Below are 18,891 nucleotides of genomic sequence, written 5' to 3'. Positions count from 1 at the left end.
CGCTCACCTCAGGTGAAACGTGGGGAACTCTATCAATGCCTTTTGCCAATCACCGGGGCCAGCGCATCCATTACACCGTCGAAGGATCCGGGCCGCTGATCGTGCTGCAGCACGGCCTGCTGCTCGACGCGGCGAGCTGGAAGCAATGCGGCGTGGTCGACGCGCTTGCGGATCGCTTCCGCGTGGTCTGCGTCGATTCGCTTGGACACGGCTTGAGCGACAAGCCCGCCGATCCCGAGTTCTATGATCAGGCGCAGCGCGCCGGCGATATCGTTGCCGTGATCGACGATCTCGGCGACGAGCGCGCCCATGTGGTCGGACACTCGATGGGCGGCTGGGTCGCGGTCGGCGTCGCCCGGTTTTTTCCGGCGCGGTTGGCATCGCTGGCGATCGGCGGCTGGGACTTTCTCACTGGACTCCCGCGCGGCAACGCCGGCCCGCTGACCTATGGCGCCTTCATCACCTTTGCCCGCCGTACGGTGCCCGAGCTCGCCGAATGGGTGACGCCCGATCTCGAAGGCGGCGTGCGCGCCTGCTTCGACGCGCTCGGCCAGGTCGACGGCGCCAAGGACGCCGTGCTTTCCTCGCGCGTGCCGGTGCTGCTGTGGAACGGACAGGACGACGGACCGCATGCGCCGATGCAGCGCTTTGCCGCGGAGAACGGCCTGTATGCGATGTCGGTCCCCGGCGATCATCTCGGTGCGCTCCTGCAGCACGGCGCGGCGATCGGCCGCGGCATCGGCTCGTTTGTCGGACGCGGCTGAGCGGACACGTCTGGGATCGTGCGACAGCGTCCCGTTGGCTGGCCCGCGGATCGCGAAATTCCGGTTGACTGCATTGCGCTGTCGTCATGCTCGCGCAGGGGGAAAAGCGGCCTCGAACACCCCTGAGCGCTTGGGGCCTGCGCGGGATCATGTAGGATAGCGGCATGACTCCGCCCGGCGACGCCGCCGGCCGACCCTGGGACCGCTTGATGACCGCGCATGTCATAGTCACCGACGAAGTCGCCACACGCGTGATCCGGCTGCGCAGGCCCGAAAAGAAGAACGCGATCACCCAGGAGATGTTTCGCGCGATCAGCGACGCGATCGACAAGGCGCAGAACAATCCGAAGGTCCGCTGCCTGATCATCACCGGCGGCTCCGGCGTATTCACCGCCGGCAACGACATCGAGGACCTGCTCGCGCAGGGCACCTCGGCCGGCGAGACACCGCCCGCCTCCGACCTCGTCAAGTTCCTGTATTCGTTGGCCCACAATGTGAAGCCTATCATCGCCGCGGTCGACGGCGTCGCGATGGGTATCGGCACCACGATGCTGTTTCACTGCGACTATGTGCTGGCCAGCAAGACCGCGCTGTTCTCGACGCCGTTCTCCAATTTCGGCCTGGTGCCGGAAGGCGCCTCCAGCCTGTTGATGCCGCGCATGATGGGCCACCAGCGCGCCTTCGCGATGCTGGTGATGGGCCGCACCATGTCGGCCGACGACGCCCGCGTCGCCGGCTTCGTCAACACCGTGGTGGCGCCGGGCCATGCCGAGGTCGAGGCGCACAAGGTCGCGCGCGAGATCTGTGCGCTGCCGGCGGAGGCGGTGGCAACCTCGCGGCGCCTGATCCGGCTGCCGCCGGAGGACGTGACCCGTCGCATTGAGCAGGAGAACCACCTGTTCAGCGAGAGGATGCGCTCCAACGAAGCGATCGCCGCGTTCAAGGCATTCATGGCGCGCCCCAAAGATTGAACGAAGCGCCGGGGTTGAAACGAAGCGTCGCAAAATTGTAGTGGCGTCGCGCCATGATCGTGTGTTCCATGGACAGGTCATGAGACAGCCCCGCCTTACGCTACTCGCCGCGCTCTGCGCGCTTGGCCTTGCTGCGACTGGCCCTTGCCTGGCGCAGAGTGTCGCCGCGCCGGTGGATTTGCGCATTCTCGCGATCAACGATTTCCACGGCTATCTGCGGCCGCCTCCCGGCGGCATCCGCATCACCGATCCCGCTGATGCGACCAGGAAGATGATGGTGCCCGCCGGCGGATCGGAGCGGGTCGCCACCCTGGTCAAGCAACTGCGCGAAGGCCACAAGAACAATATCTTCGTCGCGGCCGGGGACCTGATCGGCGCAAGCCCATTTCTGTCGGCGATGTTTCATGACGAGCCGACCATCGAGTCGCTCTCGATGATGGGGCTTGCGATCTCCTCGGTCGGCAATCACGAATTCGACGAGGGCAAGAACGAGCTGCTGAGGATGCAGAATGGCGGCTGCCATCCGGTCGACAAGTGCCAGGGCCCGCACCCGTTCACGGGCGCCAAATTCCGCTATCTCGCCGCCTCCACGATCGACAAGGCCACCGGCAAGACGGTCTTTCCGCCCTACGAGATCAAGGAATTCGACGGCATTCCGGTCGCCTTCATCGGCCTGACGCTAAAGAACACGCCGAACCTGGTGTCGCCGGCCGGCGTCGCCAGCCTCGAATTCCTCAACGAGGCCGAGACCGTCAATGCGTTGGTTCCCGAGTTGAAGGCGAAGGGCGTCGAGGCGATCGTGGTCTTGATCCACGAAGGCGGCTTTCCGACCGGCGATTATAATGAATGCCCCGGAATCTCAGGACCGATCGTCGACATCGTCAAGAAGTTCGATCGCGCGGTCGACGTCGTGATCTCCGGCCACACCCACCAGGCCTATGTCTGCGAGATCGACGGGCGGCTCGTCACGTCAGGCGACAAATACGGCACGCTGGTCACCGCGATCGATCTTCAGCTCGATCCGAAGAGCCATGACGTGATCAGCGCCAAGGCCAACAACACTATCGTGAAGATCGGCGGCATCGCCAAGGATCCCGAGCAGAGCGCGCTCCTGGAATCCTATGACCGGCTGGCCGCGCCGATCGCCAACCGCGCCGCCGGCTCGGTCACCGAGACGCTGTCGCGCACGCCCGGCGAGACCGGCGAAAGCGTGCTCGGCGATATCGTCGCCGACGCGCAGCTCGCAGCGACCGCTTCGGAGCCGAATGGCGGCGCGGTGATCGCCTTCACCAATCCGGGCGGCGTCCGCACCGACATCGTCAAGCGCGAGGACGGCGCGGTCACCTATGCCGACATCTTCGCAAGCCAGCCGTTCCGCAACCAGCTGGTGACGATGACGCTGAGCGGCAGGCAGCTCAAGGACGTGCTGGAGCAGCAATGGGCCGACCCGAAGCGGCCGCGCGCCCTGCAGGTCTCGAAGGGCTTTGCCTATGCATGGGATGCGAGCAAGGGCGACGGCGCGCGCATCATCGCCGCCCGGATGTCGCTCGACGGCAAGCCGATCGACCCGGCCGCGAGCTACCGCGTCACCGTGAACAATTATCTCGCCGAGGGCGGAGACGGCTTCACCGTGTTCAAGGAAGGAACGGCGCAGCAGTTCGGCATCTACGACGTCGATGCGCTCTATGCCTACTTCAAGGCCAACAGCCCGGTCGGCCCGACGGCCGGAAAACGCATCGAACGGATCAATTGAGCCGCAACCTGGGCACTTCCCTGTCGAGCGGGTGAGCGGAACGATACGGTGAGATCGAAGCTTGGGCCTTTCCGGTGGGCGGGTAACGGCCTAGATTAGGGGTCGTTCGCGAATGATCCTCGGAAACCCGCTGCGCATGTTTCCGGATCATGAGTCCTCGCACGCGCCTCCATTGCGCCGGGAATTTGCATGACCCTGCTTCTGACGCACTCCGCCTGCCTCGATCACCTGACCCCACCCGGACATCCCGAACGCCCCGACCGGCTGCGCGCGGTTGCCGAGGTGCTCGGCGAAGACCGCTTCAAGGCACTGGTGCGCGACCTCGCGCCGGAAGGCGACCTCGACACCGTGCTGCTCTGCCATGGTGAGCACTATGTCGGCGAACTGCGCCACATCGCGCCGACTTCGGGCATGATCTATATCGACGGCGACACCTCGATGTCGCCCGGCACCTGGGAAGCCGTGATGCGCGGCGTCGGCGGCGCGGTGGCCGCCACCGATGCGGTGATGGAGGGCAAGCACCAGAACGCCTTCGTCGCGGTGCGCCCGCCCGGGCATCACGCCGAGAAATCGACGCCGATGGGCTTCTGCTTCTTCGACAATGTCGCGATCGCCGCGCGCCACGCGCAGCGCAAATACGGCATCAAGCGCGCCGCCATCATCGATTTCGACGTCCATCACGGCAACGGCACTCAGGACATCTTCTGGGCCGATCCGACCGTGATGTACTGCTCGACGCATCAGATGCCGCTTTTTCCGGGCACCGGCGCGTCAGGCGAGCGCGGCGAGCACGACACCGTCGTCAACGCACCGCTCGCGCCCGGCGACGGCGGCGCCAAATTCCGCTCCGCGTTCGAGAACCTGATCCTGCCGCAGCTCGAAAAATTCTCGCCCGAACTGGTCGTCATCTCGGCCGGCTTCGATGCGCATCACCGCGATCCCCTGGCCTCGATCAACCTGACGGGCGAGGATTTCGGCTGGGTCACGCGCAAGCTGATGGATCTCGCCGACAAGAGCGCCGGCGGGCGCGTCGTCTCCGTCCTGGAGGGCGGCTACGACCTCGAGGGCCTGAAAGAGTCGGTGGCATCTCACGTCACCGCATTGATGGGCGCCTAAATCCCCGCCACAATACGCCCGCAAAAATTCGATTGATTCTGCGCCGGGGCAAGTATGGCCCGCAACGGGTCATGCTTGGACGACAAGATCCGATCACGGTCTGATCGGCGCACTGGGAACATATGATGGCCGAAAATACTCAAGCCGACGTCAAGAAGCTCTCCTTTGAACGCGCGATCGAAGAACTCGAATCGATCGTCAAGCGGCTTGAGGACGGCAAGGTCCCGCTTGAGGAATCGGTCGCGATCTACGAGCGCGGCGAGGCATTGAAGCGGCGCTGTGAGGAATTGCTGCGCCAGGCCGAAGCCAGGGTCGACAAGATCACCACCGACGCCTCCGGCCAGGCAACCGGGACCGAACCGCTCGACGTGCAGTAGCGCCGACCACCGCAACCATGCGACAGGATGTCCGCCACGGCGGGCAATTGTTGCTGCGTATTTCCATTGATTGATCGCGCCGTGGGGTGACCGCGGCGACCGGCGCAGCCGCGAATCGGGCCGTTCCGGACCGGCTAGTCGCCGCTAAAATGGCCAAATTGGAACCCGCTCCAAGCCCCAGCCATTGAAAAATATAGGTTTTTCAAGACAACGCATAGGAACCCTGCGCCGCCTATCGGGTTGGCTTTGGTTACGGCTTTGGTGTAATGCTTCCAGTTCTATGGGCATTTGAGGGTGGCGGGCGGCCCGAAGTTTTCGGGCGGCATGCACCTCAAATGGTTCGACAAAACTGAACCGGGACGGGTGAAGAGCGACCAAGGTGATGCGTATCACGTGGTCCAATCCGGAGTGAATCTAGGCTTACAACCAGGCACGGTCTGCCGGGGCGGCACCCAGTGTCTGGCTTTCGCTGCGCGATGTGCGCGCCAACCCATCTCGCGTCGGGCGGTTCGTTCCGACAGGCAAAAATTGGAAATTCGCTGTGACCACATTTAGTAAAACGCCGCTTCTTGACACTATTCACACGCCCGACGACCTGCGCAAGCTGAAGGTCGAACAGGTGCAGCAAGTTGCCGACGAGCTCCGCCAGGAAACCATCGACGCCGTGTCGGTGACCGGCGGCCATTTCGGCGCCGGCCTCGGCGTGGTCGAGCTGACCACCGCCATCCACTACATCTTCGACACCCCGCGCGACCGCCTGATCTGGGACGTCGGCCATCAGGCCTATCCGCACAAGATCCTGACCGGTCGCCGCGACCGCATCCGCACCCTGCGCACCGGCGGCGGCCTCTCCGGCTTCACCAAGCGCACCGAGAGCGACTACGATCCGTTCGGCGCCGCGCACTCGTCGACCTCGATTTCGGCCGGCCTCGGCATGGCCGTGGCGCGCGATCTCTCCGGCGGCAAGAACAACGTTATCGCCGTGATCGGTGACGGCGCGATGTCGGCGGGCATGGCCTACGAGGCCATGAACAACGCCGGCGCGATGAACTCGCGCCTGATCGTGATCCTCAACGACAACGACATGTCGATCGCGCCGCCGGTCGGCGCGATGAGCGCCTATTTGTCGCGCCTCTACTCCGGCAAGACCTACCGCTCGCTGCGCGAGGCCGCCAAGCAGATCAACAAGCGCCTGCCGAAGATCCTCGCCAACCGCGCCAACCGCGTCGAGGAATATTCCCGCGGCTTCATGATGGACGGCGGCACGCTGTTCGAAGAGCTCGGCTTCTACTATGTCGGCCCGATCGACGGTCACAATCTCGACCATCTGCTGCCGGTGCTGAAGAACGTCCGCGACATGGAGACCGGGCCGATCCTGGTTCACGTCGTGACCCAGAAGGGCAAGGGCTACGGTCCGGCGGAAGCGTCCGCCGACAAGTATCACGCCGTCGTCAAGTTCGACGTCGCGACCGGCACCCAGGCCAAGGCCAAGCCGAACGCGCCCGCCTACCAGAACGTGTTCGGCCAGAGCCTCGTCAAGGAAGCGCAGAAGGACGACAAGATCGTCGCCATCACCGCGGCGATGCCGTCGGGCACCGGCGTCGACATCTTCAACAAGGCGTTCCCGGACCGCACCTTCGACGTCGGCATCGCCGAGCAGCACGCGGTGACCTTCGCCGCGGGCCTCGCCACCGAAGGCTACAAGCCGTTCTGCGCGATCTACTCGACCTTCCTGCAGCGCGGCTATGACCAGGTGGTCCACGACGTCGCGATCCAGAGCCTTCCGGTCCGCTTCGCGATCGACCGCGCCGGCCTGGTCGGCGCCGACGGCGCGACCCATGCCGGTTCGTTCGACAACGCCTATCTCGGCTGTCTGCCCAACATGGTGATCATGGCCGCCGCCGACGAGGCGGAAATGGTCCACATGGTGGCGACCCAGGTTGCGATCAACGATCGTCCGAGCGCGCTGCGCTATCCGCGCGGCGAAGGCCGCGGCGTCGAGATGCCGGAAGTCGGCGTCGCCCTGCCGATCGGCAAGGGCCGCATCGTCCGCGAGGGCAAGAAGGTCGCACTGCTGTCGTTCGGCACCCGCCTCGCCGAGTGCGAGAAGGCCGCCGACGAGCTCGCCGCCCACGGCCTCTCCGCCACCATCGCCGATGCGCGCTTCATGAAGCCGCTCGACGAAGAGATGATCATGAAGCTCGCCCGCGACCACGAGATCCTGATCACGATCGAGGAAGGCTCGATCGGCGGCTTCGGCTCGCATGTCATGCAGTTCCTGTCCGACAACGCGATGCTCGACAGCGGCATGCTCAAGTTCCGCTCGATGATCCTGCCCGATGTGTTCCTCGACCATGACACGCCGGCGGCGATGTATGCCCGCGCCGGTCTCGACGCCAAGAGCATCGTTGCCAAGGTGTTCGAAACCCTCGGCAAGGACTACAAGACCGAGACCGTCAAGCTCGCGTAATCGTTTCGGGCAGCACGAGCATTTCCGGTTCTGATTGAATCAGAACCGGAGCTCCGGTTTCCTGTTCGCGCGAAACGCCATAGCACCGGCAAGTCCATGAGAATCTATCTGGCAGGTCCTGACGTATTCCTGCCGGATGCCTTGGAGATCGGCCGCCGCAAGGCGGAGGTTTGCGCCTATCACGGGCTGACCGGGCTGTATCCGCTCGACAACAGCATCAATCCCACCGTCGCCGGCGCCTCGCTCACCATCTTCAAGAGCAACGAGGCGATGATGGAGTCTGCCGACGCCATCATCGCCAATTTGACGCCGTTTCGCGGCCCCAGTGCCGACGCAGGCACCGTCTACGAACTCGGCTACATGGCGGGACGCGGCAAACTGTGCTTCGCCTATTCGAACGATCCCACGTCCTACGCTAACCGCGTGGCGCGGCTCGGCCAGGTCGTGCCGGCATCCGACGGACGCCTGATCGACGCGGAGGGCCTGACGGTGGAAGAGTTTGGATTGCCGGACAATCTGATGATGATGCACGCGCTGGATCTGCACGGCAGCCCGCTGGTGACGCCGCGGGAGCCGGCGACCGACCTTTGGCACGACCTCACCTCCTTCGAGGCCTGCGTGCGGCTCGCCGCCGCGCAGCGCCAGCAGAGCGTCATGTGAGCAGGCAGGTGACCAAGGCGGGCGCCAACGACAACGCCACATCCGCCGGTAAGCGCATCGACGTGCTGCTGGTCGAACGTGGCCTGTTCGAAAGCCGGGCACGGGCGCGCGCCGCGATCGATGCCGGGCTCGTCACCGCCGACGGCAAGCCGATTGCGAAGGCCTCCGAAATCGTCGCTCCCGGCGCCGAGCTCACGGCCGAGCCGGCGCATCCCTATGTCTCGCGCGGCGGCGTCAAGCTTGCCGGCGCGCTCGAGCACTATCCGATCGACGTCGAGGGCCACGTCTGCCTCGATGTCGGCGCCTCGACTGGCGGCTTCACCGAGGTGCTGCTCGCCAACGGGGCGAGCCTCGTGTTCGCCATCGACGTCGGCCACGGCCAGTTGCATCCCTCCCTGCAAGGCCATCCGAAGATCGTCTCCATGGAGGAGACCGACATCAGGAACTATGAGGGGAAGCGGTTGCCGGCGCGGCCCGATGTCGTCGTGATCGATGTCAGCTTCATCTCGTTGAAGCTGGTGCTGCCGGTGGCGCTGTCGCTGGCGGCAGCCCCGATGCATCTGCTGGCGCTGATCAAGCCGCAATTCGAGGCGGCGCGCAAACATTCCAAGCGCGGCGTCATCCGCAACGCGATGGTGCACCAGGAGATCTGCGACGATATGACGGCCTTCGCCGCCTCGCTCGGCTGCACCGACATCGAGGTGTTCCCGTCATCGATACCGGGCGGCGACGGCAACATCGAATTCTTCCTCGGCGCCCGCCGTGGCTGAGCTTCTTACCATCGACCATGTCGGCCACCGCGGCGACGGCGTCGCGATCGACGGATCGCAGTCGATCTTCGTGCCCTATGCGCTGGCCGGCGAAACGGTCGAGGTCGAAGGCGTCCCCGGGCACCATCCCGACCGGCGGCGGCTGGTACGCGTCAGGCATGCGAGTCCCGAGCGCATCGCGCCGTTCTGTCCGCATTTCGGCGTCTGCGGCGGCTGCGCGATCCAGCACTGGAGCGAGGAGCCCTACCACGCCTGGAAGCGCAACATCGTGGTCGAGACGCTGGCACAGGCAAAGATCGCAGCTGACATTGCGCCGCTGCTCGACGCCCATGGCGCGGGCCGCCGCCGCATCACGCTGCACGGACGCATGGGCACCCATGAGGTGCTGAAGGTCGGCTTTGCCGCGGCTGGTTCGCACGACATCGTTCCGGTCGATCGCTGTCCGATCCTCGATCCCGCGCTCGACGGCGCGCTCGAAGCGGCCTGGGCTATCGCCGAGCCCCTGATCTCGACCGGCAAGCCGCTCGACATCCAGGTAACGGCGACGCTCAACGGCCTCGACATCGACGTGCGCGGCTCCGGCGCGCTGCCCACCAGCCTGATCACCACTTTGTCGCGGGTCGCCGAGAAACACCGGCTGGCGCGGCTGACGCGGCACGGCGAGCTGGTGCTGCAACGCGCCTCTCCGGAGGTTGCGATCGGAAAGGCGAAGGTCGTGCTGCCGCCGGGCTCGTTTCTGCAGGCAACCGTCAAGGGCGAGGAGACGCTGGCGGCGCTGGTTCGCGAGCATTGCGGACGCGCCAAGCACATCGCCGATCTGTTTTGCGGCGTCGGTCCGTTCGCACTCCGCCTCGCGGAGAGGGCGCGGGTCGCGGCCTTCGACAGCGATGCCGGCGCGATCACGGCACTTCAGAAGGCCGCGCAGTCAACGCCGGGGCTGAAGCCGCTCAAGGCCGAGGCACGCGACCTGTTCCGCCGCCCGCTGATGCCGCAGGAGTTGCGCGACTATGACGCCGTCGTGTTCGATCCGCCGCGGCAGGGCGCGCAGGCGCAGGTCACCCAGCTGGCGGCGAGCAAGGTGCCCGTGATCGTTGCGGTATCCTGCAATGCCGCGACCTTTGCGCGCGACGCGAAGATCCTGATCGACGGCGGCTACAGGATCGCCGGTGTCACGCCGGTTGATCAGTTCCGCCATACCCCGCATGTCGAGCTGGTGGCGCCCTTCGCACGCTGAAGCATCGTTGCGCCTATCGCAGCGTGCGGTGGTCTCGCTATAATCCGCGTAGCATGTCCCACGATCCGCTGCTCGCGCACATCATTCCCGTCCTCGCCGCCGTGCCTGGTGTCGCTGCCATCGTGCTCGGCGGCTCGCGGGCGCGCGGCACGGCGCATGACGCCTCTGATTACGATCTCGGCCTCTACTACCGGAACGGCACCGCTCTCGACATCGATCGGCTGCGCGCGGCCGCGACCGGCCTGGTCGACGACCCCGCTGCCGTGAATGTGACACCAGTCGGCGATTGGGGGCCGTGGATCGTCGGCGGCGCCTGGCTCGCGATCGGCGGCCACAAAGTCGACCTGCTCTACCGCAGCGCCGAAGGGGTCACTGATGTCATCGAGGCCTGCCGGAACGGCGAGATTGGCATGCATTACCAGCCGGGCCATCCGCACGGCTTCTGCTCGGCGATCTGGATGGGCGAGGTCGCGCTGTGCCGTGCGCTGCATGATCCCGACAGCCTCGTCGCAGCAATGAAGGCGAAGACCACGCCCTTCCCGCCGGCCCTGCGCGACGCACTGCTCGGGCGCTTTCAATGGGAAATCCTGTTCGCAATCGAGAACGCCGAGCTTGCCGTACCGCGCGGCGACGGCACGCATATCGCAGGGTGCGCCTACCGTGCGCTGGCCTGCACCGCACAGGTGCTGTTCGCACTGAACGGGCAGTATCTGATCAACGAAAAGGGCGCGCTGGCGCAGGCTGCGAATTTTCCTATGACGGTCCGGGACCTCGCCGCGCGCGTCGCCGAGGTCTGGCGGCAGATCGGAGCGGCGGACTACGCCGCCGCATTGCGGACGCTGCGGATTCTGGAGACTGAGCTAGGCGAGATGTCGGCAGAACCGTAGGAATGGGTAGAGCGCAGCGAAACCCATCACTTCGAACCCGCCGCACGATGATGGGTTTCGCTGTGCTCTACCCATCCTACATGATCGCTATCGTCCCCAGCGGTCCTGCCAGATCTTCTCGCCGATCGTGCAGCTGACCCGCGGCTCCTTCTCGGCGGTCCGCACCACCGGGCGCTCGGGGGTGCGGCCGGCGACTTCGAGCAGCAGCTTGGTGCGGATCGCCTCCTTGAACTTCTCGCGATCCTTGATCGTCACCACGAAGGAGCCGGGCCCGCCGATCACGCAATCCTCGTAGTAGTAGTCAAGATTCTCGATATCCATCGTCGAATAGGACGGCTCCTTCACCATGATCGGCAGACCGTTGATGACGATGCCCTTGTCGAGCGCGGCATCGCGCGCCGGCGTGATCGGCGCGCCGTTGTTGTTGGGCCCATCGCCGGAAATATCGATCACGCGGCGAATGCCGCGATGCGGGTTCTCGTCGAACATCGGAATCGCAAAGTAGATCGCGCCCGAAATCGAGGTGCGCGAGGCGCGGCGCACCGGCGTCTTCATGATCTCGGCGGAGACCGCGTCCGCCGATTCTGGGCCGTCGATCACCCGCCAGGGAATGATCACCTTCTGGTCGTTGGACGCGGCCCACTCGAAATAGGTGATCGAGATCTTGCCGTTCGGGCCGGCCTTCAGCGCCTGCAGGAAATCCTTGGACACGATCGCTTGGGCATAGCCCTCGCGCTGGATCGCGAGCTCGTCCATGTCCATCGAATAGGAGACGTCGACCGCAATGATCAACTCGATGTCGACGCTCGGCGTGGATTCCTTTTCCGCAACGCGATGGCCGGACTGATTGCCCGGGCCGGGCGCGGCAACACCGGCCACATCGCCGCTGGCCAACATGCCCGCGACAAGCACCGCTCCGATCGAGACATACCAGCGCATTGCGGCCCTCCCGTCGTATCCCGTCATGGTGACACGCAAATCAGGCGGCGAAAAGCGCGGATATCATCTATCCTTCACATTCAAGTTAGACGCCTGCAGGTTAGACGTCACGCATGAGGCAACGCGCGCCGTGCCGTTGCCGCAATGACGCCGTGCAAATCGAACGGTTCCAAGATGTGCCGGGAGACGGTAGTCTTACGGAGCAATCGCGAGGGAGTGCGATGCCCGATAGCGTCGTCAAGCCGAAAACCAGGACGAAGACCAAGGTCGAGCGGCCGCGCCTGCACAAGGTGATCCTGGTCAACGACGACTACACGCCGCGCGAATTCGTCGTCACCGTGCTGAAGGGCGAATTCCGCATGACCGACGACCAGGCCTATAAGGTGATGCTGACCGCGCATCAGCGCGGCGTCTGCGTGGTCGCCGTGTTCACCAGGGACGTCGCCGAGACCAAGGCGACGCGGGCCACCGACGCCGGCCGCGCCAAGGGCTACCCGCTGCTGTTCACCACCGAGCCCGAGGAATAGCGCGGCAGCGCCAGTTTGCCGCAGGCCTTGCCGGGCATTTTATCGATCGCAGCCACCCCTGCTTTAGGGATCGCATGGCACCAACGCGGCATGACCGTCGCACTGCGCCAACAGCTTTCACTGCGGAAAACCCGCCCGGAGACCTCGTTCGGGCCGTTTCGCCCCCTACCCGCTTTGCCCTGGCTCGTCATGGCGACGGCGATACGGATCGTCGGCTTCGGCAAGCCCGGCCTGACATTGCCCGCACTGGTGCTGGCCGACGTCTGCGTGCTGCTCGCCTTCTTCGCGACAGCACGGGATTCGATCCAGGCTGCCGGGGGCCAATCATCGCTCGGCGAATTGACGCTGGCCGAGCAGATCAGGCTGTCACTATCGATCCTGTGGCGGATCGTGCTTGTGATCATCATCGCGACACTCGCCACTGCGGCGGTCGGCTTCGCCTCGTTTGCGCCGCACCTGCTGTGGGGCCTCGACGGCATGGCCTTCGATCAAGGCGCCGATCTCGGCCGGCTATGGAGTGCTGCGATCGCAGCGCTGGTGCTGATGATCATCGTCAACGCCGAAGGTAATGGCGGCCGCGTCGCGCTGTTTGCCGCCGCCAAGGACCTTGGCCGGCACGCGCTCTGGCTTGGTGTCGCAGTGCTCGCGCTTGGTGCGATCAACGTGGCGCTCGGCTACGGGCAGCAGTTTGTGCGCACTGTGATCTGGCAATTCTGGCAGACCTCCGAGGTGGGCCAGCCGATCAAGAACCTGGTCTACGTCGTTTTCATCTTCAGCTTCGCCATGCTGCGGCTGTGGATCACGCTGTCGATCCTGACCTTCGGCCTGAAGCAGTCTTACGCACGCGGCTAGCCGCCCTTCACCGCTCCGCCGGCTGCGCGAGTTGCGTCCGCTGGCTCAGCACGACGTCGGCGACGACCGCGCCCATCACCAGCGCGCCGCCGATCAGGGCGCGCAGCGACGGCACCTCGGCAAACGCCAGCCACACCCAGAACGGCATCAGCGGCGTTTCGAGGGTTGCGATCAGCGACGCCTGCGCGGACGGCAGCAATCTCGAGCCGACCGTAAACAAAGTGAGACCGAGCCCGACCTGGCATGCGCCGAACATCGCGAGCACGCCGAGATCGGCGCCGCCGACCGCGCCGATGCCGAGCCCCAGCGGCAGGCTGACGGCGCTGCCGAGGAAGTTGGAGAGCGCCGCGGCTGGTATCATCGGCGTGCCCTTGTGCCGCCGGATCACCACCGTCATCAGCGAAATCGCCAGCACCATCACGCAGGCAAGCCCGATGCCCCTGTAATCCGTGATGCCGCCAGCGCCGCTCACGGTGATGGCGACGCCCGCGAGTGCGACGAGACTTGCCAGCAAGGTGCCGGGCCGCGCCCGTTCGCGCAGCCAGAGCCAGGCGATCGCGGCGGCCGCAAATGGCTGCATCGCGATGAGAATTGCGACATTGGCGACGCTCGTCAGTTGCAGCGCCGGAATGAACGTCACCATGCCGAGGGTCGAGAGACCGGCCACCAGCCATCCGCTCAATGGCATCGCGACGAGATCGCGCGCGCCGCGCCGGCCTTGCGTCGCGACCAGGAACAGCACGATCGCACCGCCGCCGAACAGCCCGCGCCAGAACAGGATGGTCCAGGAATCGAAGTGCAGCAGCCGGGTAAAGAACGGCGCGGTGCTCCAGGCGGCCGCGGCCGCCACGACCAGCGCAATCCCGGTGCGATGCTGCGCGTCCGTGTCAATCACCTACGCTGCACCTAACTGGCCGCAGCAACCGGCGCCTCGTCGAACAGGCCATAGACCCGTTCCGCCTTCGAGAACCCCGCGATCGGAAACTCGCCGAGATCGCTCCAGCCGCCGTCATGGATCCCGGCGAAGCGCTCGGAGGCCACGACGGTGCGGCCGAGACGGCCGGCGATCTTCTCCAGCCGCGCGGCGAGGTTGACCGCCGGGCCGATGCAGGTGAAGTCGAGCCGGTTGCCGCCGCCGATATTGCCGTAGAGCACGCGCCCGAGATGCAGCGCGACGCCGAAGCGGAAGCGCTCGACCGCGTCGCCATTGGGGAATTGCAGCGCCTCGACGCCGGCGCGGGACGCCCGCGCGGCGTCCAGCACCCGCGAGCAGACCTGCACCTCGTCGCCGAGATATTCGTCGACCGGAAATACCGCGAGCAGGCCGTCGCCCATGAATTTGAGCACCTCGCCGCCATGGTCGCGGATCGCCGTGACCTGGCAATCGAAATAGAGGTTGAGGATCTCGACGACGGTCTCGGCCGGCAAACGGTCCGACAGCGCGGTGAAGCCGCGCAGGTCGGAGAGCCAGATCGCGGCATCCATCGTATCGGCATGGCCGCGCCGGATCTGGCCGCCCATGATGCGCTCGCCGGCACGGTTGCCGACATAGGTGTCGAGCAGCAGCGAGGCGGTGCGGCGCAGCGTCACGATCTCGATATAGCGCGACAGCGGGACGGTGATCGAGCGGATCGCATCGAGCTGTTCGTCGGTGAAGCCGCCCGGCTGCTTGGTGGTCCAGCTCGAGGCATTGGGGAAGCCATCGGTGTTGATTAGCGGCACCGCAATATAGTCGGTGACGCCCTCCGCCTGCAGATCCACCACGATCGGAAAGCGCCGGCTTGTGGGATCGTCGAGCCGCGCGCGCACTTCAACGCTCTGCTTAAAGACGATCGACAGCGGGCTGACAGCAAAATCGGGGGAGTCGAGGATGTTGTGATCGACGGTGCCGGTTTCGACCTCGCCGCCCTGCTTCCAGAAGAAATGGCGGCCGTAGATCTCCGGATGCAGCGTGCGTACGAAGACGCCGACGCGCCACAGGGGCAGGCCGGCCCGCACCAGGCGCTCACAGCATTCCGCCATCATCTGCTGCGGGGTCGGCGCCGATCGTGCGCCGCCGATCATCCACGTGATGATATCCCGTAGCTCCGACGCATTCATGGTAGTCCCCCAGGGCGGTCTGGTACCGCCACTATATAAGGGATCAGCGCCCGGTCTGCCCGCGGTCGCGCAGAAAATGATCGGCCAGCACGCAGGCCATCATGGCCTCGCCCACCGGCACGGCCCGGATGCCGACGCAGGGATCGTGGCGGCCCTTGGTCAGGATGTCGGTATCGGCGCCCTTGCGGTCGACGGTCCGGCGCGTCGTCAGAATCGACGAGGTCGGTTTCACCGCAAAGCGCACCACCACTGGCTGGCCGGTCGAGATGCCGCCAAGCACTCCGCCGGCATGGTTGGACAGGAAGCGCGTTCCGTTGTTGCCGGTCCGCATCTCGTCGGCATTCTCTTCGCCGGTCAGCTCGGCAGCGCCGAAGCCCGCGCCGATCTCCACGCCCTTGACCGCGTTGATGCTCATCATTGCCGACGCCAGTTCGCTGTCGAGCTTTGCGTAGATCGGCGCGCCGAGACCGGCCGGCACGCCCTCGGCGACCACCTCGATGACGGCGCCGATCGAGGAGCCGCTCTTCCTGATGCCGTCGAGATAGCTTTCGAAGAACGCCGCCTTGTCCTTGTCCGGACAGAAGAACGGGTTGTTGGCGATCTCGTCCCAGTCCCACTTCTCGCGGTCGATCTTGTGCGGGCCCATCTGCACCAGCGCGCCACGCACCTTCACCTCGGGCAGCACCTTGCGCGCGATCGCGCCGGCCGCGACACGGGTCGCGGTCTCACGGGCCGAGGAGCGTCCGCCGCCGCGATAGTCGCGCAGGCCGTATTTCGCCTCGTAGGTGAAGTCGGCATGGCCGGGGCGAAACTTGTCCTTGATCTCGGAATAATCCTTCGAGCGCTGGTCGGTGTTCTCGATCAGCAGCGCGATCGGCGTGCCGGTCGTGACCTGCACCCCGCTCTCCGGATGCGCCATCACGCCGGACAGGATCTTCACCGCATCCGGCTCCTGGCGCTGGGTGGTGAAGCGCGACTGGCCGGGCCTGCGGCGGTCGAGGTCGTGCTGGATCTCCTCCACCGTCAGAGGGATCATCGGCGGGCAACCGTCCACCACGCAGCCGATCGCGACCCCATGGCTCTCGCCGAAGGTCGTGACGCGGAACATATGGCCGAAAGTATTGAAGGACATGCCGTGTCGTAACGCGGGCAGGCAGCGGGGTCAAACCTCTGCGCCGTCATTCCGGGGCGGTCCGCACGACCGAACCCGGAATCTCGAGATTCCCTGCGCTATTGCGCACCTGAGGGTTCGCTTCGCGCCCCGGAATGACGAGTCCCCTTAACTATACTTCTGCAGGCCCGCCGCGCCGAACACGTAGACCGCGCCCTGCTCGATCGTGAGGTCGGCGGCCGAGGCCGGGGTCTCGAAGCCGAGCGCGACCATCAGCGCCCGCGCCGTGCCGCCATGGGCGACGGCGACCGTGTCCGATGTCACCGAACCGTACCATTCGGTCATCCGCGCCTGCACGTCGACATAGCTCTCGCCGCCCTCCGGCGCGACCTGCCACTTCTCAGCCAGGCGGCGCGCATAGACCACGGGGTCGGCGGCCCGCGCCTGCGCCAGCGTCGAGCCCTCCCAGGTCCCGTAGGCGATCTCGCGCAGCCGCGCGTCGAGCGTGTAGTCGCCCGGCGGCAGGCCAAGCTCGGTGCGCGCCAGCTCCATGGTCGCGCGCGCCCGGATCAACGGGCTTGCGACGAACGGCAGCGTCGTCTTGTCATGGCCGTCGCGCGCCAGGAGATCGGCGAGGATGCGACCGGCATGCACCGCCTGGGCGCGGCCGCGCTCGTTGAGGGCGATGTCCTGCACGCCCTGAAGCCTGCCCTCGGCGTTCCATGAGGTTTCGCCGTGGCGGATGTAGTAGATCGTTGGCACCGGCATTCCCGTAGCGGCTGGTCCCTGCTGAGCGAGCTGTCCGGCGGCTGACCCAAGACTTCCACGCTTGGACTTCCACGCTTCGAATTTTTTCGGTTCGGAGGTACACCAGCACTTTGGCTGGCGACAAGCCCAAATCGGCCGCAGCAGAGGCGCACTGCGCGCAGGTCGGCGCAACCGGAATAGGCACGTCGTTCGGGTGTTATGTTTGCCAAGGCGGCCATCGCCGCGACCATCGAAGACTGGATGCATGACCGCGTTTCGTCAAAGTGTCGAAGCCATGATTCCAGCGCTCCGCCGCTATGCGCGCGCGCTGGTGCGTGACACGGATATCGCCGATGACCTGGTGCAGGACACGCTGGTGCGCGCGCTGCGCTCGGAGCGGCTGTTTCTCGGCGGGGACGTCAGGAGCTGGCTCTATACGATCCTGACCAACCTGAACAAGAACCGCAGGCGCTCGCTGGCGCGGCGGCCGCCCCTGATGCCGCTGCTCGACAACAACGCCGACGCCAGCGGCACCGAGGCCGAGGGACGCGACATCGAGCGCGCGCTGTCGACGCTGGTCGAGGAGCAACGCTCGGTGCTGCTGCTCGTGATGCTGGAGGGCATGAGCTACCGGGAGGTCGCCGACATCCAGGGCGTGCCGATCGGCACGGTGATGTCCCGCCTCGCCCGTGCGCGCGCCCATGTGCGGGCTTCGATCGAGGGCCAACGCCCGGCGCTCAGGCGGGTGAAATGATAAGGTGCGCGATGGCAGCCGTTACGATGAGCGATTTTCGAACAAGATTTGGCAGAGACGACTGATATGACCGACCCGAACATTCCCGTCACCGAAGACGAGCTGCACGCCTACGTCGACAACGAGCTGCCGGCCGAACGCCGCGGCGATGTCGAAGCGTGGCTCGCCACCCATCCTGACGACGCGGCACGGGTGCAATCCTGGCGCGCGATGGCCGAGACGCTGCATGCGCGCTACGACAGCGTGCTGGACGAGGCGGTGCCGAAGCGGCTCGAGCTTGAGCGGCTGGTGCGCCAGCCGCGCCGCTGGGTCTATGGCGCGGTGGCGGCGACGCTCGCCGCCTTCATCGCCGGCGGCGGCGTCGGCTGGATCGCGCGCGGCGCCTCAGCAACCCCGTCCACCTTCCAGAGCTTCACGCTCGATGCGCTCGATGCGCATCGGCTCTACGTGGTCGAGGTCCGGCATCCGGTCGAGGTGCCCGGCAGCGAGCGCGATCATCTGCAGCAATGGCTGACCAAGCGCTGCGGCTGGGACGTCCGCGCCCCCGACCTGACCGGGCTGAAGCTGGTCGGCGGCCGCCTGCTTCCCGGGCCGAGCGGGCCGGCGTCGTTCCTGATGTATGAGAGCACGTCCGGTGAGCGCTTCACGGTCTACACCGCGAAGGCGAAGACCGAGGCGACGCAGATGCGCTACGCCGTACAGGGCGGCGACGGCGCGCTGTTCTGGGCCGATCGCGGCGTCGCCTATGTCGTCAGCGGCGGTACGGACCGCACCCGCCTGACCCAGGTCGCGCGGGCGGTCTACGATCAGATGGAGAAGAACGGCGGCTGATCTCCCGTAATTTTACGGGAGATCACGG

At 65.9% G+C, this 18,891-nt stretch carries 19 protein-coding genes; 14 read left to right on the top strand and 5 right to left on the bottom strand.

The window, feature by feature from the left end; translation table 11 throughout:
• The first annotated feature begins 35 nt into the window (after positions 1 to 35).
• From CK489_RS19365 to CK489_RS19320, 10 genes are all read left to right on the top strand, one after another.
• Positions 36 to 764 (top strand): alpha/beta fold hydrolase, encoded by a 729-nt coding sequence (locus CK489_RS19365; RefSeq protein ID WP_095733332.1) that lies wholly within the window; start codon positions 36 to 38, stop codon positions 762 to 764.
• A gap of 209 nt (positions 765 to 973) precedes the next feature.
• Complete coding sequence (locus tag CK489_RS19360) at positions 974 to 1,735, top strand: crotonase/enoyl-CoA hydratase family protein (RefSeq protein WP_095733717.1); 762 nt, start codon at positions 974 to 976, stop codon at positions 1,733 to 1,735.
• 79 nt (positions 1,736 to 1,814) lie between these two features.
• On the top strand, positions 1,815 to 3,488 hold the full coding sequence (locus tag CK489_RS19355; RefSeq protein WP_095733331.1) for a bifunctional metallophosphatase/5'-nucleotidase: 1,674 nt from the start codon (positions 1,815 to 1,817) through the stop codon (positions 3,486 to 3,488).
• Positions 3,489 to 3,677: 189 nt separating this feature from the next.
• On the top strand, positions 3,678 to 4,604 hold the full coding sequence (locus CK489_RS19350; protein WP_095733330.1) for a histone deacetylase family protein: 927 nt from the start codon (positions 3,678 to 3,680) through the stop codon (positions 4,602 to 4,604).
• Positions 4,605 to 4,729: 125 nt separating this feature from the next.
• The gene (locus CK489_RS19345) at positions 4,730 to 4,981 is read left to right on the top strand and encodes an exodeoxyribonuclease VII small subunit (RefSeq protein WP_050630923.1); all 252 of its coding nucleotides are present in this window, start codon (positions 4,730 to 4,732) and stop codon (positions 4,979 to 4,981) included.
• 541 nt (positions 4,982 to 5,522) lie between these two features.
• Complete coding sequence (gene dxs, locus CK489_RS19340; protein WP_050630922.1) at positions 5,523 to 7,451, top strand: 1-deoxy-D-xylulose-5-phosphate synthase; 1,929 nt, start codon at positions 5,523 to 5,525, stop codon at positions 7,449 to 7,451.
• Positions 7,452 to 7,547: 96 nt separating this feature from the next.
• Positions 7,548 to 8,111 carry a nucleoside 2-deoxyribosyltransferase gene (locus tag CK489_RS19335; RefSeq protein WP_095733329.1) on the top strand — a complete coding sequence of 188 codons (564 nt, stop codon included), beginning with the start codon at positions 7,548 to 7,550 and terminating at the stop codon, positions 8,109 to 8,111.
• Positions 8,108 to 8,881 carry a TlyA family RNA methyltransferase gene (locus CK489_RS19330; protein WP_244486353.1) on the top strand — a complete coding sequence of 258 codons (774 nt, stop codon included), beginning with the start codon at positions 8,108 to 8,110 and terminating at the stop codon, positions 8,879 to 8,881. Before CK489_RS19335 ends, CK489_RS19330 begins: the two co-directional genes overlap by 4 nt.
• Positions 8,874 to 10,115: a class I SAM-dependent RNA methyltransferase gene (locus tag CK489_RS19325; protein ID WP_095733328.1), complete on the top strand. Its 1,242-nt coding sequence runs from the start codon at positions 8,874 to 8,876 to the stop codon at positions 10,113 to 10,115. Before CK489_RS19330 ends, CK489_RS19325 begins: the two co-directional genes overlap by 8 nt.
• 53 nt (positions 10,116 to 10,168) lie before the next feature.
• Positions 10,169 to 11,002 (top strand): nucleotidyltransferase domain-containing protein, encoded by an 834-nt coding sequence (locus CK489_RS19320; RefSeq protein ID WP_095733327.1) that lies wholly within the window; start codon positions 10,169 to 10,171, stop codon positions 11,000 to 11,002.
• 87 nt (positions 11,003 to 11,089) lie between these two features.
• On the opposite strand, the gene CK489_RS19315 is transcribed toward CK489_RS19320, so the two are convergent.
• Entirely contained in the window at positions 11,090 to 11,941 is an 852-nt protein-coding gene (locus CK489_RS19315) for a DUF1194 domain-containing protein (protein ID WP_050630918.1), read from the bottom strand.
• Positions 11,942 to 12,162: 221 nt separating this feature from the next.
• On the opposite strand from CK489_RS19315, the gene clpS reads away from it, so the two are divergent.
• Both clpS and CK489_RS19305 read left to right on the top strand, forming a co-directional pair.
• Positions 12,163 to 12,468, top strand: coding sequence for an ATP-dependent Clp protease adapter ClpS (clpS, locus tag CK489_RS19310; protein ID WP_024580653.1), 306 nt, complete (start codon positions 12,163 to 12,165; stop codon positions 12,466 to 12,468).
• Between the two features lie 189 nt (positions 12,469 to 12,657).
• Positions 12,658 to 13,320 (top strand): hypothetical protein, encoded by a 663-nt coding sequence (locus CK489_RS19305; protein ID WP_095733326.1) that lies wholly within the window; start codon positions 12,658 to 12,660, stop codon positions 13,318 to 13,320.
• Between the two features lie 7 nt (positions 13,321 to 13,327).
• Here the strand turns inward: CK489_RS19305 and CK489_RS19300 are convergent, their stop codons facing one another.
• The 4 genes from CK489_RS19300 to CK489_RS19285 form a co-directional block, all read right to left on the bottom strand.
• Positions 13,328 to 14,215 carry a DMT family transporter gene (locus CK489_RS19300; protein WP_050630916.1) on the bottom strand — a complete coding sequence of 296 codons (888 nt, stop codon included), beginning with the start codon at positions 14,213 to 14,215 and terminating at the stop codon, positions 13,328 to 13,330.
• An 11-nt stretch (positions 14,216 to 14,226) separates the two neighbouring features.
• Complete coding sequence (locus CK489_RS19295) at positions 14,227 to 15,420, bottom strand: adenylate/guanylate cyclase domain-containing protein (protein ID WP_095733325.1); 1,194 nt, start codon at positions 15,418 to 15,420, stop codon at positions 14,227 to 14,229.
• 43 nt (positions 15,421 to 15,463) lie between these two features.
• A complete protein-coding gene (aroC, locus tag CK489_RS19290; protein ID WP_095733324.1) occupies positions 15,464 to 16,552 on the bottom strand; it encodes a chorismate synthase in 1,089 nt (362 codons plus the stop codon).
• Between the two features lie 147 nt (positions 16,553 to 16,699).
• A complete protein-coding gene (locus tag CK489_RS19285; RefSeq protein WP_095733323.1) occupies positions 16,700 to 17,299 on the bottom strand; it encodes a histidine phosphatase family protein in 600 nt (199 codons plus the stop codon).
• A gap of 244 nt (positions 17,300 to 17,543) precedes the next feature.
• On the opposite strand from CK489_RS19285, the gene CK489_RS19280 reads away from it, so the two are divergent.
• Together CK489_RS19280 and CK489_RS19275 are read left to right on the top strand one after the other, a co-directional pair.
• Entirely contained in the window at positions 17,544 to 18,032 is a 489-nt protein-coding gene (locus CK489_RS19280) for a sigma-70 family RNA polymerase sigma factor (protein WP_050402366.1), read from the top strand.
• A gap of 66 nt (positions 18,033 to 18,098) precedes the next feature.
• Positions 18,099 to 18,863, top strand: a complete 765-nt coding sequence (locus tag CK489_RS19275; protein ID WP_050630912.1) for an anti-sigma factor family protein — start codon at positions 18,099 to 18,101, stop codon at positions 18,861 to 18,863.
• Positions 18,864 to 18,891: the final 28 nt, after the last annotated feature.

This window comes from Bradyrhizobium sp. UFLA03-84 (assembly GCF_002289535.1).
GTDB lineage: Bacteria > Pseudomonadota > Alphaproteobacteria > Rhizobiales > Xanthobacteraceae > Bradyrhizobium > Bradyrhizobium viridifuturi.
The sequence above is the reverse complement of the archived record's forward strand: the minus strand, read 5'-3'. Positions and strand labels throughout refer to the sequence as shown.